The sequence below is a fragment of the Rubrivivax gelatinosus IL144 genome, from assembly GCF_000284255.1.
In the GTDB taxonomy this organism is placed as follows: Bacteria; Pseudomonadota; Gammaproteobacteria; order Burkholderiales; family Burkholderiaceae_C; genus Rubrivivax; species Rubrivivax gelatinosus_A.
The window spans coordinates 4,956,204-4,973,536 of the sequence record NC_017075.1 but is presented as its reverse complement, the minus strand read 5'-3'; the positions used below and the strand labels follow the sequence as shown (position 1 = coordinate 4,973,536).

Sequence of the window (17,333 nt, the reverse complement as noted above, 5' to 3'; positions counted from 1 at the left end):
CGTTGTCCACCACGAAGGCCGGCGTCAGCCGGCCTTTTTCATTGCGGCGCCGCCGCCAGCGTCTTCTCGCAGAAGGCGCGCATCTCGGCGTCCTGCACCTCGGCCAGCAGCGCGAGCATCGCCTCGCGGTGGCGGGCCAGCTCCTCGCGGTCGCCGGCCGCATGCGCCGCATGCACGGCGCATTCATGGGCGAAGAAACGTTCCGAGGCCTCGGCGCCATGCGCCTCGCAGGCCGCGATGCAGGCCGCCGCGTGCGCCTGCGCCTGCGCGCCGTGGCCGAGCGCGGCATGGCACAGCGCCAGGTGGTAGTCGGCGCGCTCGACGTGCATCCAGGTGCCGGCACGCTCCCAGGCGCGGCGTTCGAGTTCGGCCATCTCGATCATCAGCGCGTCCAGCGCCGGCTCGCGCGGGCCCAGGCGCAGCGCCTGGGCCACGTTGTGCGCCGTCGCGGCGTAGGCCTGGCGCGCGGCCGGGTCGGGGTGGTTCGCGGCGCGCGTCTCCAGCGGCAGCAGGCGCACGCGCGGCGCGTCGTGGCGCCCGCGGCGCAGCTCGGCCTGCACGACGTCGCCGAGCAGGGCCCAGGCGGCGACCTCGGGCAGCGGTTCGGCCTGTCGGCCCTCGACCTGCGCCAGCGCCCACTGGGCGCGCGAGCGCGCCGCGTCGAGCTTGGCGCCGGCCGGCAGCGCGGCGACGAAGGTGTGCAGCAGGTCGGTCCGCCCGAGGTGGCCCAGCGCGGTGTGACGCGCCAGCCGCACGGCGTCGGCGCCGTCGTCGTCGTCGGGCAGCGTCGAAGCGCGCGCGACGAGTTCCAGCGTCAGCTCGTACGGGGCCGTGTCGTGGCGGTTCCAGGCGACTTCCAGCCAGTCGCGCAGCGCTTGTGTCGTGTCCATCGGGTTCCCCGGGCCTCCCAGCCTCGTCCGAACCCTGATGCTGGCCCCGGCGCGGCCGCGGCGCCATCCCGAGGCGCAAACGGCCGCGGCATTCAGTCGGGGGTGTGCCAGCGGCGCGCCGTCTCCAGCAGCGGCGCCAGGAAACGCCCGGTGTGGCTGCCGGCATGCGCGGCGATGTCCTCGGGCGTGCCGGCCACCAGCACGCGGCCGCCGCCCGAGCCGCCTTCCGGGCCCATGTCGATCAGCCAGTCGGCGGTCTTGATGACGTCCAGGTTGTGCTCGATGACGACGATGGTGTTGCCGGCGTCGCGCAGCTGGTGCAGCACCTTGAGCAGCAGGCCGATGTCGTGGAAGTGCAGGCCGGTGGTCGGCTCGTCGAGGATGTACAGCGTGCGCCCGGTGTCGCGCTTGGACAGCTCCAGCGCCAGCTTGACACGCTGGGCCTCGCCGCCGGACAGCGTCGTCGCCGCCTGGCCCAGGCGGATGTAGCCCAGGCCGACGTCGAGCAGCGTCTGCAGCTTGCGCGCGATCGCCGGCACCGCCGAGAAGAAACCGTTGGCTTCCTCGACCGTCATCTCCAGCACCTGGGTGATGCTGCGGCCCTTGTAGAGCACCTCCAGCGTCTCGCGGTTGTAGCGCGCGCCGTGGCAGACGTCGCAGGGCACGTAGACGTCGGGCAGGAAGTGCATCTCGACCTTGATGACGCCGTCGCCCTCGCAGGCCTCGCAGCGCCCGCCGGCGACGTTGAAGCTGAAGCGCCCGGCGCCGTAGCCGCGCTCGCGCGCCATCGGCACCTCGGCGAAGAGCTCGCGGATCGGCGTGAACAGCCCCGTGTAGGTCGCCGGGTTGGAGCGCGGCGTGCGCCCGATCGGGCTCTGGTCGACGTTGATGACCTTGTCGAAGGCCTCCAGGCCGTCGATGCGCTCGTGCTCGGCCGGCTCGGCGTGGCTCTGGTAGAGCTTCTTGGCGACCGCGGTGTAGAGCGTGTCGTTGACCAGCGTGCTCTTGCCCGAGCCGCTGACGCCGGTGACGCAGGTCAGCAGCCCGACCGGGATCTCGACGTCGACGCCCTTCAGGTTGTGGCCGCGCGCGCCGACGATGCGCAGCACGCCGCGTTCGGCGTCGGCGGCGACACGCCGCTGGGGCACCTCGATGCGCAGCGTGTGCGCCAGGTAGCGCCCGGTCAGCGACTCGGGGTCGGCCGCCACCTCCTCGGGCGTGCCCTGGGCGATGACGCGCCCGCCGTGCACGCCGGCGCCCGGGCCCATGTCGACGACGTGGTCGGCGGCGCGGATCATGTCCTCGTCGTGCTCGACGACGAGCACCGAGTTGCCCAGGTCGCGCAGGTGCTGCAGCGTGCCGATCAGGCGCTCGTTGTCGCGCTGGTGCAGGCCGATGCTGGGCTCGTCGAGCACGTACATCACGCCCGACAGCCCGCTGCCGATCTGGCTCGCCAGCCGGATGCGCTGGGCCTCGCCGCCCGACAGCGTGTCGGCGCCGCGGTCCAGGCTCAGGTAGGTCAGGCCGACGTCGTTCAGGAAGCGCAGCCGCGAGCGGATCTCGCGCACGATCTTGTCGGCGATCTCGGCCTTGGCGCCTTCGAGCCTCAGGCCCTCGAAGTAGGCCAGGCACTCGGCCAGCGTCGCGTGTTCGACGGCGTAGATCGGCAGGCCTCGGCGCGCCGCCTCGTCGCCTTCGCCGGCATGGCGCAGGAAGACGTGGCGCGCCTCGCGCCGCAGCCGCGTGCCTTCGCACTGCGGGCAGGGCTTGGCGGCCTGGTAGCGCACCAGGTCCTCGCGCACCGCGGCCGAGTCGGTCTCGCGGAAACGGCGCTCGAAGTTCGGGATGATCCCTTCGAAGGGATGGCGGCGCTTGACGCTGCGCTGGCGGCCCTTGGTGCCTTCGGCGGTGTACGAGAACTCGATCTCCTCGTCGCCCGAGCCGTAGAGCAGGACCTGGCGCGCCTTCGCGTCCAGGTCCTCGAACGCGGTGTCGATGTCGAAGCCGTAGTGCGCGGCCACGCTCTCCAGCAGCGAGAAGGTGTAGGCGTTGCGCCGGTCCCAGCCCTTGACCGCGCCGGCGGCCAGGCTCAGCGACGGGAAGGCGACGACGCGCTCGGGGTCGAACACCGTCACCTGGCCCAGGCCGTCGCAGGCCGGGCAGGCACCGACCGGCGAGTTGAACGAGAACAGCCGCGGCTCCAGCTCGGGCAGCGAGTAGCTGCACACCGGACAGCCGAACTTGCTGCTGAACAGGTGCTCGCGGCCCGTGTCCATCTCCAGCGCGATGGCGCGCCCGTCGGCGATGCGCAGCGCGGCCTCGAAGCTCTCGGCCAGGCGCTGCTTCATGTCGGGCCGCGTCTTCAGCCGGTCGACGACGACGTCGATGTCGTGCTTCTCGGTCTTCTTCAGCGCCGGCAGCGCGTCGGCTTCGACGACCGCGCCCGGCTGGCCGTCGTTGCCGACGCGAAAGCGCACGTAGCCGCGCGCCTGCATGTCGGCGAAGAGCTCGACGAACTCGCCCTTGCGGTCACGCACCACCGGGGCCAGCACCATCAGCTTGGTCTCGGGCGGCAGCGCGAGCGCGGCGTCGACCATCTGGCTGACGCTCTGCGCCTGCAGCGGCAGGCCGTGCTCGGGGCAGTAGGGCGTGCCGGCGCGCGCGTACAGCAGGCGCAGGTAGTCGTGGATCTCGGTGATCGTGCCGACCGTCGAACGCGGGTTGTGGCTGGTGGCCTTCTGCTCGATCGAGATCGCCGGCGACAGCCCTTCGATGACGTCGACGTCGGGCTTGTCCATCAGCTGCAGGAACTGGCGCGCGTAGGCCGACAGGCTCTCGACGTAGCGCCGCTGGCCTTCGGCGTACAGCGTGTCGAAGGCCAGGCTGGACTTGCCCGAACCCGACAGCCCCGTGATCACGACCAGCGCGTGTTTCGGGATGTCGAGGTCGACGTTCTTCAGGTTGTGCGTGCGGGCGCCGCGCACGCGCAGCGCCGTGGTTTCGGCGGCGTGGGCGGGGCGTGGACGGTGTTCGGGCATCGGCGGGCGAGCGGCGGGCAACCGGCCATCATAGCGAGCGCCGGCGCCGAGGCGCCAGCGCTCCTGCGCCGCGCGTCAGATGCGAAGGCCCGGCTCGCCGTGCAGCGGCACCTCGTCGAGTGCGACGGTGAACGCGGTGCGCTCGCCGGCGACGCTCTCGACTTCGATGCGCCCGCCCATCGCCTCGACGACGCGCTTGCTGAAGTACAGTCCCATGCCCGAGCCCGGGATGCCCGAGCACTCGGCCCCGGCGCGGCTGAAGGGCTGGAACAGCTCGGCCAGCTGCTGCTCCGACAGGCCGCGGCCGGTGTCGGCGACGGTCAGTTCGACATAACCGGCGAAGTGCCGCGCCGAGACCATGATGCGGCCGCCGGTGCGGTTGTACTTGGCGGCGTTGGACAGCAGGTTCAGCAGCACTTCCTTGGTGCGCAGCGGGTCGGCCAGCACCAGCAGCGGCGGGCCGTCGCTGCAGCGGTCGTCCATCGTCAGCTGCATCGCCGCGGCCTGGGCGGCGATCATCTGCAGGCAGTCGCGCACCAGCGGGCGCAGGTCCAGCGCGACGCGCTTCATCGCCAGCTGGCCGCTCTCGATGCCCGAGACGTTGAGCAGCTCGTTGACCAGCTCCAGCAGGTGGCGCGCGGCGTCCTCGACCATCGCGACGCGGTAGGGCTTGACCACCAGGTCGCCGGCTTCGGCCTCCAGCCGCATCAGCTGCGAGAAGCCGAGGATCGCGTTCAGCGGCGTGCGCAGCTCGTGGCTGACGCGCGACAGGAACACCGTCTTGGCGCGGTTGGCCGATTCGGCGGCCTGCTTGGCGGCCAGCAGCCGGGCCTGCTCGTGCTCGCCGGTCGTGTCCCAGGCGCAGCCGACCAGGCGCACGGTACGCGGCGCCATGCCGCCTTCGACGTGGGCGCGCCCGGCCAGGTGCAGCCAGCGCTCGCCAACCGGCCCCGGCGCCAGGCGCAGCTCGATGCCGAAGGCGGTGCAGGCCTCGACGGCCTGGTGCACGGCGTCGACGAAGCTCGGCGCGTCTTCCGGGTGCAGATAGGGCGAGAGCGCGGCGCACAGGTCCGACGGCGGCGTGCCGTCGCCGTAGGCGGCCAGCTCGCGCATGCGGCCGTCGAGGTAGAGCTCGCCGTGCTGCAGGTCCCAGTCCCAGACGCCGATGCCGCCGGCATCGTTGGCCACGCTCAGGCGCTCGGTCAGCTCGCCGATCTGGCGCCGGGCCTGGGCCTGGGCGGTGACGTCCTGGAACATGCCGATGACCAGCGGGCCGTCGTCGCCGAGCTCGGCGCGGCCGACGACGCGCACGCGCATCGCGCGGCCGTGGGCGTCGTGCATGTCGAGCTCGAAGTCGAACGGCGCCTGCCCCGGCTTGGCCGCGTGCAGCGCCCCCGACAGCGCGGCGTGGCCGTCGGGCGTGCACAGCTGCAGCGTGCGCTCCAGCGTCGCCGGTTCGTCGGCGGCGATCTCGAAGACGCGGCGCAGGTGCGAGGACCAGCGCATCGTGCCGCACTCGATGTCGTACTCCCAGCCGCCGATGCGCGCCAGGCGCGCCGAGTCGGCGAGGAAGGCCTCGCGCACGCGCAGCGCCTCGGTGGTCTCGCGCAGCGCGCGCACGTCCTCGATGTGCTCGGTGCGGTCGATGACGGCCATCGCGAACTGCGGCTTGTCGTCGTCGTCGCCGGGCAGCGTCGACAGGTGCATCTCGCCGATGAAGCGGCGTCCGTCCTCGGCGACGAAGCCGACCTCGTCGAGCGTGATCGAGCCCAGCGCACGCGCCTGGTGGAAGGCCGGCCGCACGCGCTGCTGGTACTGCTGCGAGTCGACCATGCGGAACAGCAGCCGCGCGCTCATCGTCTGGCGCTGCATCGAGAACAGGCGCTCGGCCTGGCCGTTCTGCTCGAGCACCTCGCCGTTGAAGCTGACCAGCATCGACGCCACCGGCATGCCCAGGAACAGCGTCGTGAAGCGCGACAGCGCCTGCTCGGTGCGCTCGCGGCTTTGCTGCAGCTCGTCGGCCTGGGCGTGCAGCTCGGCCTGGTAGATGCGCAGCTCCTCGGCCAGCGTGCGCACCTTGGTGTCGTTGCGTTGCAGCGCCGCCTCGGCGGCGCCGAGATCGCCGCGCTGCACGGCGTCGAGCAGCTCGCTGCGCAGGTCCGCGCCGTTGTTCGCCACCTGCGCGACCAGCCGGTCGCGCTGGCGCACCCGTTGCCTCAGTTGCATCTCGCTCATGCGTTCGCCTTGCTGCCGTCGGGCAGCGAACCCCCGCTCAAGCGGACCCACTCGCTGATGTCGACGTGGCTGACGACGGCGCCGCCCGCCGAATGGCGGATCGGGGCCGCGTACATCAGGAACCAGCGCTTCTGGTCCGGTGCGTGACAGGGATAGTGCATCTGGAACATCGGGATGCGGCCTTCGAGGACCGCGGTCAGGCCCTCGTGGGCACGGCGGGCGTCGGCATCCGACAGCGCCGCCTCGGCGCAGACCCGCAGGTAGTTGCTGCCCGGCCCGGTGCGGCGCTCCGCCGGGTCGCCGTTCTCGGTGGCGAAGCGGCGCCAGGCCTCGTTGACGCGCGTGATCGCGCCGTGCAGGTCGACGACGGCGACGTGCTGCGGCAGCGAGTCGATGACGGCCTGCAGGCGCTCGGAGTCCTTGACCGAGTCGATGTTCACGAAGGTCATCACCGCGCGGCTGGCGCCCGGCGAGCGGCCCGGGTAGGGCTGGATGCGCGCCAGCCACCACTGGCCGCTGCGGCTGCGCACCTCGCGCTCGGTGACGCTGCCGCGTTCCAGCGTCAGGCGCAGGTCGGCGAACAGCGAGGGATAGTCCAGCCGGTGGGCGAAGTCCTCGATCGAGCGGCCTTCGTCGCCCTGGCGCAGGTGGAACAGCGGCGTCGCCTCGGGCGTGAAGCGCGTCAGGCGCAGCTGCTCGTCGACGAACACGGTCGGGATCGCCGCCGCCTTGGAGACGTTCTCCAGGTCGGCGTTGACCGAGTTCAGGACGTCGACCTTCTCCTGGTACTCGGAGTTGACGGTGTAGAGCTCCTCGTTGACGGACTGCAGCTCCTCGTTGGTGCTCTGCAGCTCCTCGTTGGAGGCCATCAGCTCTTCGTTGGTCGCCTGCAGCTCCTCGTTGGAGGTCTCGAGCTCCTCGATCGTCGCCTGCAGGTTGTCGTGCATCACCGCCAGGTCGCGCTCGAGCTCCTCGATGCGGCGCAGGTAGCGATCGTCGGGCGGATCGGCCGGCACCGGCGTGCCGTCGGGCTCGGTGGCCGCGCCGCGCTCGGGCAGCGTCTCCAGCGACAGCATCGCGAAGCCGCCGTCGTCGCTGCCGTCCAGCGGCCGGGCGACGAGCTGCACGCGGCACCAGCCGTCGCCGTCGGGCAGGCGGATCGGCGCCGAGCGCTGCGGCGAACGTTCGGTGCAGATGCCCTGCAGCAGCATGCTGGCCACCGGCACCAGGTCGCGCGGCAGCAGCTTCATCAGGTCCAGCGTCGCCTGGCCTTCGGCGAACTGCAGCAGCTGGCGCGTGTCGCCGTAGACGCGCATCAGCTGGCGGGCCTCGCTGACGACCACCGACGGCGGCGCGTAGTGCTGCATCAGCAGCGCCAGCGCGCCGTCGTTGCCGGGGCGCGGCATCAGCGGCGGCAGGCCCGAGCCGCGTTTGGCCGGGTCACCCAGGCGCGTGTGGTGCAGGCCGCGCATGTCCATCGTCGCGGCCGAGCGGTCGCGGCGCAGCAGGCGGTAGACCTTGCTGCGCGCCTTCAGCGGCTGGAAGTCGCGCTGCAGCTCGCCCAGCGACTCGCTGGGGCCGAGCATCAGGTGCGCGCCCGGCGCCATCGCGTACTGCAGCCGGCGCAGCGCGCTTTCCTGCGCCGCCGGCTCCAGGTAGATCAGCGCGTTGCGGCAGGTGACCAGGTTCATGCGCGTGAACGGCGGGTCGGCGATGACGTTGTGGCGCGCGAAGATGATCATCTGGCGCAGCTCGGGCTGCACCTGGTAGCGGCCCTGGCGCTCGATGAAGAACTGCGACAGCCGCTCGGGCGAGACCTCGGCGGCGATCGTGTCCGGGTACAGGCCGGCGGCGGCGTGGTCCAGGTACTGCTGCTCGACGTCGGTGGCGAAGATCTTCACCGGCCGCGTGCGCCCGGCGGCGCGGAAGGCCTCGGCGAAGAGGATCGCGATCGAGTACGCCTCCTCGCCGGTGGCGCAGCAGGCCACCCAGGCGCGGATGCCTTCCGGGCCGGCGCGGGTGACGAGTTCGGGGATCACCTGCTCGGCGAGCAGGTCGTAGACCTCGCTGTCGCGGAAGAAGCGCGTCACCGGGATCAGCAGCTCGCGGCGCAGCAGCACCTGCTCGTCGGGCGAGCCGGCCAGGCGCTCGCGGTAATCGAGCAGCGAGCTGCAGTGCAGCACCTGCATGCGGCGCTCGATGCGCCGCAGCACCGTCGTCGGCTTGTACTGACGGAAGTCGATGCCGCTGGAATGCAGCAGGATCTCGTGGATCGCGTCCAGCGGCTGGGCCACCGCCGGCGCGTGCGGCGACAGCAGCCGCGTGCCCTCGGCGCGCGGCGAGACGAGCTGCGTCGTCAGCTGCGCGGCCAGCGCCTCGGCGCTGCCCATGAAGTCGTAGTGCGCGGCCTGGCTGGCCGACAGCGGCATGCCGTCGAACTTGGCCGTCGTCGGGTCCTGGACGTAGAAGATGCCGCCGGCGGCGTTGATCTCCTGCACGCCGCGCGAACCGTCGGAGCCGGTGCCCGAGAGCACGACGGCCACCGCCCGGTCGGCGAACTGCTCGGCCAGGCTGCCGAAGAAGGTGTCGATCGGCAGCGTCAGCCCGTGTTCGGGCTTGGGTGCGAGCTGCAGCCGGTCGCCGGCCACGCGCATCATCTTGCCCGGCGGGATCAGGTGCACGCGGTTGGCGGCCAGCGCCATGTCGTGCTCGGCCACGCACACCGGCATCTCGGTGTAGCGACCGAGCAGGTCGGCCATCATGCTCTTGTGGTCCGGCGACAGGTGCTGGATCACGACGAAGGCCGCGCCGGTGTCCGGCGGCAGGGCCTTGAAGACGCGGGCCAGCGCGTCCAGGCCGCCGGCGGAGGCGCCGATGGCGACCACGCGTCCGGCGAACGGCTCATCGGGCGGCAGCAGGAGGGCCGGCGCGGGCGGCGCAATCTCCAGCTCTTCGGCGTCGGACTCGGCCCGCGCCGGTGCTTGTTCTTGGCTCTTTCCCGCCACCTTCCCCCGCCCCTTCCGGGTCTCCCCGTTTGCCGGGAGACAGGCCGCGCGCGTCCCCCTGATGATCAAGTATCCGGCCCGGCGACCCGTCTGGATAGACGCAGATCAAGCGCCTTGCCGCAGTACGCGAAGGATTTCCTCCCCGTAGGCTTCGAGTTTCTTCGCCCCGACGCCGCTGATGCCCGCCAGGTCGTCCAAGGTCTGCGGACGCTCGCGCGCCATCTCGGCGAGCGTCGCGTCGTGGAAGACGACATAGGCCGGAACATTGTGCTCCCGAGCCACTTCGCCGCGCCAGGCTTTCAGCGCCGTGAAGCGCGCCGTCGCGGCTTCGTCCAGCGGCAGCGGCGGCGGCTTGTCGGCGCTGCCGCGCGTGCGCGCCGTGCGGCCGCGCCGCGGCGTCTCGGCCGGCACGCGCAGCAGCAGCTGCACCTCGCCGCGCAGCACCTCGCGCGCGCTGGCGGTCAGCTCCAGCGTGTTGAACTCGCCTTCGGTGCGCAGATGGCCCAGCGCGATCAGCTGGCGCAGCACGCCGCGCCACTGCGACTCGGCGACGTCGGCGCCGATGCCGAAGGTCGACAGCGTCTCGTGGCCGTATTGCGCGACCTTGTCGGTCTGCTTGCCGCGCAGCACGTCGACGAGGTGGCCGGCGCCGAAACGCTGGCCGCCTTGCTGGCGGAAGCGGTAGACGCAGGACAGCGCCTTGCGCGCGGCTTCGGTGGCGTCCCAGGTGGCCGGCGGCGCCAGGCAGTTGTCGCAATTGCCGCAACGCAGCCTGGGCACGGCGCCGGAGTCGTCATCGCCGTCGTCTTCGCCGCCATAACGCTCGCCGAAGTAGCCGAGCAGCCGCACGCGGCGGCAGTCGTGGGCCTCGGCCAGCGCCAGCAGCGCGTCGAGCTTGCCGCGCTGCAGGTGCTTGAACTCCTCGTCGGCCTCGCCCTCGTCGATCATGCGGCGCTGGTTGACGACGTCGGCCAGGCCGTAGGTCATCCAGGCATCGGCGGGCAGGCCGTCGCGGCCGGCGCGGCCGGTCTCCTGGTAATAGGCCTCGATGTTCTTGGGCAGGTCCAGGTGGGCGACGAAACGCACGTCGGGCTTGTCGATGCCCATGCCGAAGGCGATCGTCGCGACCATCACCAGCGCGTCCTCGCGCAGGAAGCGGTCCTGGTGGCGGCGGCGCGTCTCGGCGTCCAGGCCGGCGTGATACGGTAGCGCCGGGATGCCTTCGGCGCTGAGCCAGGCGGCGGTGTCCTCGACCTTCTTGCGGCTCTGGCAGTAGACGATGCCGGCGTCGCCCTCGTGCTCGTCGCGCAGGAAACGCAGCAGCTGGCGCTTGGGCTCGTCCTTCTCGACGATCGTGTAGCGGATGTTCGGCCGGTCGAAGCTGGACACGAAGCGGCGCGCGTCCTCCAGCTTCAGCCGCGCGACGATGTCCTCGCGCGTGTGGGCGTCGGCGGTGGCCGTCAGCGCCATGCGCGGCACCTGCGGGAAACGCTCGTGCAGCGCCGACAGGCCGAGGTACTCCTCGCGGAAGTCGTGGCCCCACTGGCTGACGCAGTGCGCTTCGTCGATCGCGAACAGCGCCAGCCGATCGCGTTCGGCCAGCGACTCGAGCATCGCCAGGAAGCGCGGCGTCAGGATGCGTTCAGGCGCGGCGTAGAGCAGCACCAGGCGGCCGGCGAGCAGCTCGCGTTCGATGCGCCGGGCCTCGTCGCCGTCGAGCGTGCTGTTCAGGAAGGCGGCCGGCACGCCGACTTCGTCGAGCGCGCCGACCTGGTCGTGCATCAGCGCGATCAGCGGCGAGACGACGACGGTGACGCCCTGGCCGGCGCGGTGGCGCAGGATCGCCGGCACCTGGTAGCACAGGCTCTTGCCGCCGCCGGTGGGCATCAGCACCAGGGCGTCGCCGCCGGCGGCCACGTGTTCGACGATCTCGCGCTGGCGGCCGCGGAAGGCGGTGTAGCCGAACACCTCGTGCAGCACCTGCTGCGCGGGATCGGCCTCGACGGGGGCGGGACTCATGGAGGGGCCGGATGGTACGCGAGCCGTGCGGCCGGCCCGGCGCGCCCTCGGGAGGGGGAACCAGCCACCGTGCGGGGGGAGTGCCCCGCCAGGAGGGCCCGGCCGGTATCATCGGCGCCCAGTGCCGGCCTTCGCGCCGGCGTCCGTCCTTCCCTCTCGTCTTCGCCCACCCCAGGAGGGCATCCCCCATGGCCTCGGTCAACAAAGTCATCCTCGTCGGCAACCTCGGCCGCGACCCCGAAGTGCGCTACGCCCCCAGCGGCTCGGCGATCTGCAACGTCACCATCGCCACCAGCCGCCAGTGGAAGGACAAGACCAGCGGCGAGCGCCAGGAAGAGACCGAATGGCACCGCGTGGTCTTCTACGACCGCCTGGCCGAGATCGCCGGCGAGTACCTGAAGAAGGGCCGCCCGGTCTACGTCGAAGGCCGTCTGAAGACGCGCAAGTGGACCGACAAGGACGGCGTCGAGAAGTACACGACCGAAATCATCGCGATGGAAATGCAGCTGCTCGGCGGCCGTGAAGGCGGCGGCGGTGGCGGCGGCGACTACGGCGGTGGCGACGACATGGGCGCGCCGCCGGCCCGCCGCGCCCCGGCACCGCGCCCGCAGGCCCCCGCGCCGCGCGCGCCGGCGCCGCAGAAGTCGAGCACCGGCTTCGACGACATGGACGACGACATTCCGTTCTGAGCCTGTCGGCCGCTGGCCGTCACGGCCCGCCGCCTTCGGGTGCGCGGGCCGTTTCTTTTTCCGAGCCTTCTGTCCGTGATGCATGACCTGCCGCTGGCCGCCGTGCTGGCCGAGATCGCGCGGGCGCGTGCCGCCCGCCCCGACCTGGACTGGGCGGCCTTCGACCGCTGCGCGCCCGTCACCGCCGCCCACGGCCGGCGTTGGAGCTTTCCCTGGCACCTGACGGCCAGCGTCTTCGTCGTCGATGTCGACGGCCGGCGCACGCTGCTCGTCGAGCACCCGACGCTGGGCCGGCTGCTGCAGCCCGGCGGCCACCTCGAGCCCGGCGAGACGCTGCGCCAGGCCGCCGAACGCGAGCTGCGCGAGGAATGCGGCGACGCCGTCGCCGACGCCGCGGTGCTCGGCGACCTCGCCGTCGACGTCGACCTGCACGCCATCCCGCCGAACCCGCGCCGTGGCGAGCCCGGCCACCTGCATCTGGACTTCTGCTTTCTCGCGCGCCTGCCGGCCGAAGTGCAGTCCGGCGGCGAGCTGCCGACACGCTGGCTCGCGCTGGACGCCGAGCCGGTGCGCGGCCAGGCGCGGCTGGCGCGTATCGCCTCGCGTCTGTCTCTGGATCAATCCCCTGGATACCGTGGGGGGTAGATTGGGGCTCTCGCTCCAGGAGACGACGATGTCGACGATCCGCCATGCCTTCGTGTTCGCCGCTGCGGCCCTCGCCGCCGCGGCCGCTTTTGCCCAGACGCCGGCGCCTGCCGGTGCCGCCAGCGCGCCGGTCCAGGGGGCCGGCCCCGGCATGGGAGGCGGAATGGGTGGCGGCATGGGCCCGGGCGGCGGCCGCGGTGCCGCGCGCTGGGGCCAGGGCGTGACGCCCGGCTGGGCGCTGATGACGCCCGAGGAACGCACGGCGCACCAGACCAAGATGCGGTCGATGACGACAGGCGCCGACTGCCGCGCCTACGTCGAGCAGCACCACACCGAGATGGCCGCGCGCGCCAAGGAGCGCGGCGTCGCGGTGCCGGCGATGCCGCGCCGCGATCCCTGCGCCGGCCTGCCCGGCTGAGATCCCGCCGCCCGCGACATCCGGCACGCCGCCGGTCGGGTTCAGCTGCACCTGTTTGATACCCTGTGGGGTATCGGATAAGATGGCGGCATGAACCCGATCGTCCGCGCCGTCGTGCGCTCGTCCCTGCTGCCGGCGCTGCTCGCCGGCCTGGCCGCGTCGGCCGCGCCACCGGCGGTGCCGGTCGTCGTCGTCGGCCAGGCCGCCGCGGCCGGCGGTTTCGAGATCGACGCCAGCCTGCAGGCGCTGCGCCAGAGCACCGTCGCCGCCCAGGTCTCGGGCAACGTGCTGCAGCTCGCGGTGAAGGCCGGCGAGCGCGTCAAGGCCGGCCAGCTGATCGCGCGCATCGACGAACGCGACACCCAGGCCGGGCTGCTGCGCGGCGAAGCCGGCGTCGCCCAGGCCGACGCCGAGTGGCGCAACGCCTCGCTGCAGCTGCAGCGCACGCGCGAGCTGCGCAGCCAGGGTTTCGTCAGCCAGGCGGCGCTGGACACCGCAGAGACCCAGGCGCACGCCGCCCAGGCCGGCCTGGAGCAGGCGCGTGCCGCGCGCGCACAGGCGGCGCTGGCACGAGGTTTCACCGCCGTCGTCGCGCCGTTCGACGCCGTCGTGCAGGCCACGCATGTCGAAGCCGGCGACCTGGCCAGCGCCGGGCGTGCGATCGCCACCGTCTACGCGCCGGGCGCGCTGCGCGCCGTCGTGCAGTTGCCGGCTTCGCGTTCGGCGGCGGCGCGTGCGGCGGCCGGCGTCGAGATCGTGCTGCCCGACGGCCGACGTGTCGCGCCGGTCGCCAAGACCGAACTCCCGGCCACCGACGCCGTCTCGCAGACCGTCGAATGGCGGCTGGATCTGCCGCCGGCGGCGACCGCCGGCCTCGCGCCTGGCCAGAACGTGCGCGTGCGTTTCGCCGGCGTGCCCGGCGCCGCCGCACCCGCCGGCCGGCTGGCCGTGCCGGCGGCGGCGCTGCTGCGCCGTGGCGAGCTGAGCGCGGTCTACGTGCAGCGTGGCGAAGGCTTCGTGCTGCAGGCGGTGCGCGCCGGCGCGACGCTAGGCGACACGGTCGAGATCCTCGCCGGCCTGAAGGGCGGCGAACGTGTCGCCGCCGACGCCGTGCGTGCCGGCCTGGCCGGCGCGCTGGCTGCCAAGTGACGGAGCGCGCCGTGGCCGACAACGCTATGGGCATCGCCGGCCGTCTGGCGCGCGCCTTCCAGGCCAACGCACTCACGCCGCTGCTGGCGCTGGTCGCGCTGCTGCTGGGCCTGTTCGCGGTGCTGGTCACGCCGCGCGAGGAAGAGCCGCAGATCAACGTCACGATGGCCAACGTGCTGATCCCGTTCCCGGGCGCCTCGTCGGCCGACGTGCAGAACATGGTCGCGCGCCCGGCCGAGCAGGTGCTGGGCCGGATCGCCGGCATCGAGCACACCTTCTCGGTCTCGCGCCCGGGCCTGGCCGTGCTGACCGTGCAGTTCGAGGTCGGCGTGCCCCGCACCGAAGCGCTGGTCCGCCTGTACGACGTGCTCGACGCCAACCAGAACTGGCTGCCCGCCGGCCTGGGCACGCTCCCGCCCATCGTCAAGCCCAAGGGCATAGACGACGTGCCGGTGCTGGCGCTGACGCTGTGGAGCCGCGACGACCGCGCCGCCGCCGACCTGGAGCGTGTCGCGCACGCGCTGGAGGCCGAACTGAAGCGTGTGCCCGGCGCGCGCGAGGTGCAGACGATCGGCGGCCCCGGCCGCGTCGTCCAGGTGACGCTGCAGCCGGCGCGGCTGCGCGAGCGTGGCGTCGACATCCTGCGCCTGAAGCAGACGCTGGCCGCCGCCAACCAGGGCATGCCGGCCGGCAGCGTGATCGACGAACGCGGCGGCGCGCTGACCGTCGAGACCGGCGAGTTCCTGCGTTCGGCCGCCGAGGTCGGCGAACTGGTCGTCGGCACGCACGCCGGCCGCCCGGTCTATCTGCGCGAGGTGGCCGAGGTCGTCGACGGCGCGGCCCAGCCCTCGCGCTACGTCTGGTTCACGCCCGGCGGTGCCGGAACGGCCGGCGGCCACCCGGCGGTGACGCTGACGCTGACGAAGAAGCCCGGCACGAATGCGGTGGACGTCGCGCGCGCCGCACGCGAACGGGTCGACGCCTTGCGCAACGGCCTGCTGCCCGAGGGCGTCGAGGCCACGGTGACGCGCGACTACGGCGCCACCGCCGCCGAGAAGGCGAACAAGCTGATCAGCAAGCTCGTCTTCGCCACCGGCTCGGTGATCCTGCTCGTCGGCCTGGCGTTGGGGCGGCGCGAGGCGGTGATCGTCGGCGCCGCCGTCGTGCTGACGCTGGCCGCGACGCTGTTCGCCAGCTGGGCCTGGGGCTTCACGCTGAACCGCGTGTCGCTGTTCGCGCTGATCTTCTCGATCGGCATCCTCGTCGACGACGCCATCGTGGTGGTCGAGAACATCCACCGCCACCAGCGCCTGGAGCCCGGCCGGCCGCTCGTGGAGATCATCCCCGCCGCGGTCGACGAGGTCGGCGGGCCGACGATCCTGGCGACGATGACGGTCATCGCGGCGCTGCTGCCGATGGCTTTTGTCAGCGGGCTGATGGGCCCGTACATGAGCCCGATCCCGATCAACTCCAGCCTGGGCATGGCGATCTCGCTGGCGATCGCCTTCACGGTGACGCCCTGGCTGGCGCTCAAGCTGATGAAGCCGCACGGCGCGGCGGCGCACGGCGGCCGCGCCGAGGCGCTGGCCGGGCGGCTGCAGGCGCTCTTCACGCGGCTGCTGCAGCCGCTGCTGGACAGCGCACGCAAGCGCTGGCTGCTGCTGGCGGGCATCGTCGCGGCGCTCGTGCTGTCGGTCGGCCTGGCCGCCGTGCAGTGGGTGGTGCTGAAGATGCTGCCCTTCGACAACAAGAGCGAGTTCGCGCTCGTCGTCGACATGCCGGCCGGCACGCCGCTGGAAGACACCGCGGCGACGCTGCACGAGCTCGGCGCCTTCCTCGCCGCCCAGCCCGAGGTGCGCGACCTGCAGGGTTACGCCGGCACCGCCAGCCCGATCACCTTCAACGGCCTGGTGCGCCAGTACTACCTGCGCGCCGACGCCGAACAGGGCGAGCTGCAGGTCAACCTGGTCGACAAGTCCGAGCGCCACGAGCAGAGCCACGCCATCGCCCAGCGCCTGCGCCCGGAGCTGCAGCAGATCGCCGCGCGCCGTGGCGCCAAGCTGAAGCTCGTCGAGGTGCCGCCCGGCCCGCCGGTGATGAGCCCGATCGTCGCCGAGGTCTACGGCCCCGACGAAGCCGGCCGCCAGCAGCTCGCCTCGCGGCTGGAGCAGGCATTCCACGCGACGCCCGACGTGAGCTCGATCGACAGTTCGCTGCACGCCGACGCGCCGCGCGCCTTCCTGCGCGTGAACCGCCAGCGTGCCGACACGCTGGGCATCGCCGCCGACGACATCGCGGCCACGGTGCAGGGCGCGCTGTCGGGCGCCGACGCCGCCTGGCTGCACGACGGCCAGTCCAAGTACCCGGTGCCGGTGCGCCTGCAGCTGCCGCGCGAGGCCCAGGTCGGGCTGGACGCGCTGCTGGCGCTGCCGCTGCGCAGCGCCTCGGGCCCTCTGGTACCGCTGTCGGAGCTGGTGCGTGTCGAACGCGGCGTCGTCGACAAGCCGCTCTACACCAAGGACCTGCAGGGTGTCAGCTACGTCTACGGCGACGTCGGTGCCGGCGGCACGACGCCCGACTCGCCGCTGTACGGCCTGTTCGGCATCCGCTCGCGCCTGGCCGAGGCCGCGCTGCCGAACGCCGGCCCGCTGGGCGAGTACTGGATCCGCCAGCCCGCCAACCCCTACGCCGAGTACGCGCTGAAGTGGGACGGCGAGTGGCAGATCACCTACGAGACCTTCCGCGACATGGGCGCGGCCTACGGCGTCGGGCTGGTGCTGATCTACCTGCTGGTCGTCGCCCAGTTCCGCAGCTACCTCGCGCCGCTGGTGATCATGGCGCCGATCGCGCTGACCATCATCGGCGTGATGCCCGGCCACGCGCTGCTGGGCATGCAGTACACCGCCACCTCGATGATCGGGATGATCGCGCTGGCCGGGATCATCGTGCGCAACTCGATCCTGCTCGTCGACTTCATCGAGCTGCAGGCCGCACGCGGCGTGGCGTTCAAGCAGGCGGTCATCGACGCCGCCGCGGTGCGCGCCCAGCCGATCGCGCTGACCGGCCTGGCGGCGATGACCGGCGCCCTCTTCATCCTCGACGACCCGATCTTCAACGGCCTGGCGATCTCGCTGCTCTTCGGCATCGCCGTGTCGACGCTGCTGACGCTGGTCGTGATCCCGGTCCTGTACTACGCGCTGTTCCGCCGGCGCCACGAGGGCCCCACCGCAACCGAAGGAGCGTGA

The 17,333-nt window shown here is 72.5% G+C and carries 10 protein-coding genes; 5 read left to right on the top strand and 5 right to left on the bottom strand.

Translation table 11 applies throughout. The features are described 5' to 3' along the window. Positions 1 to 38 precede the first annotated feature (38 nt). The 5 genes from RGE_RS22635 to recQ all read right to left on the bottom strand — a co-directional run bounded on the left by RGE_RS22635 (position 39) and on the right by recQ (position 11,187). Positions 39 to 890, bottom strand: a complete 852-nt coding sequence (locus RGE_RS22635; RefSeq protein WP_014430821.1) for a hypothetical protein — start codon at positions 888 to 890, stop codon at positions 39 to 41. 92 nt (positions 891 to 982) lie between these two features. Continuing rightward, positions 983 to 3,928, bottom strand: coding sequence for an excinuclease ABC subunit UvrA (uvrA, locus tag RGE_RS22630; RefSeq protein WP_014430820.1), 2,946 nt, complete (start codon positions 3,926 to 3,928; stop codon positions 983 to 985). 75 nt (positions 3,929 to 4,003) lie between these two features. Further along, on the bottom strand, positions 4,004 to 6,163 hold the full coding sequence (locus RGE_RS22625) for a sensor histidine kinase (protein WP_043784393.1): 2,160 nt from the start codon (positions 6,161 to 6,163) through the stop codon (positions 4,004 to 4,006). Beyond that, complete coding sequence (locus RGE_RS22620) at positions 6,160 to 9,048, bottom strand: chemotaxis protein CheB (protein WP_232504965.1); 2,889 nt, start codon at positions 9,046 to 9,048, stop codon at positions 6,160 to 6,162. Before RGE_RS22620 ends, RGE_RS22625 begins: the two co-directional genes overlap by 4 nt. Before the next feature lie 225 nt (positions 9,049 to 9,273). Further along, on the bottom strand, positions 9,274 to 11,187 hold the full coding sequence (gene recQ / locus RGE_RS22615) for a DNA helicase RecQ (protein ID WP_014430817.1): 1,914 nt from the start codon (positions 11,185 to 11,187) through the stop codon (positions 9,274 to 9,276). Positions 11,188 to 11,375: 188 nt separating this feature from the next. On the opposite strand from recQ, the gene ssb reads away from it, so the two are divergent. From ssb to RGE_RS22590, 5 genes are all read left to right on the top strand, one after another. Beyond that, positions 11,376 to 11,876 (top strand): single-stranded DNA-binding protein, encoded by a 501-nt coding sequence (gene ssb, locus RGE_RS22610; RefSeq protein ID WP_014430816.1) that lies wholly within the window; start codon positions 11,376 to 11,378, stop codon positions 11,874 to 11,876. A gap of 78 nt (positions 11,877 to 11,954) precedes the next feature. Further along, on the top strand, positions 11,955 to 12,521 hold the full coding sequence (locus tag RGE_RS22605; protein WP_043784390.1) for an NUDIX hydrolase: 567 nt from the start codon (positions 11,955 to 11,957) through the stop codon (positions 12,519 to 12,521). A 28-nt stretch (positions 12,522 to 12,549) separates the two neighbouring features. Next, entirely contained in the window at positions 12,550 to 12,939 is a 390-nt protein-coding gene (locus tag RGE_RS22600; RefSeq protein ID WP_014430814.1) for a hypothetical protein, read from the top strand. 90 nt (positions 12,940 to 13,029) lie between these two features. After that, a complete protein-coding gene (locus RGE_RS22595; protein WP_014430813.1) occupies positions 13,030 to 14,088 on the top strand; it encodes an efflux RND transporter periplasmic adaptor subunit in 1,059 nt (352 codons plus the stop codon). A gap of 26 nt (positions 14,089 to 14,114) precedes the next feature. Beyond that, positions 14,115 to 17,333: an efflux RND transporter permease subunit gene (locus tag RGE_RS22590; RefSeq protein ID WP_014430812.1), complete on the top strand. Its 3,219-nt coding sequence runs from the start codon at positions 14,115 to 14,117 to the stop codon at positions 17,331 to 17,333.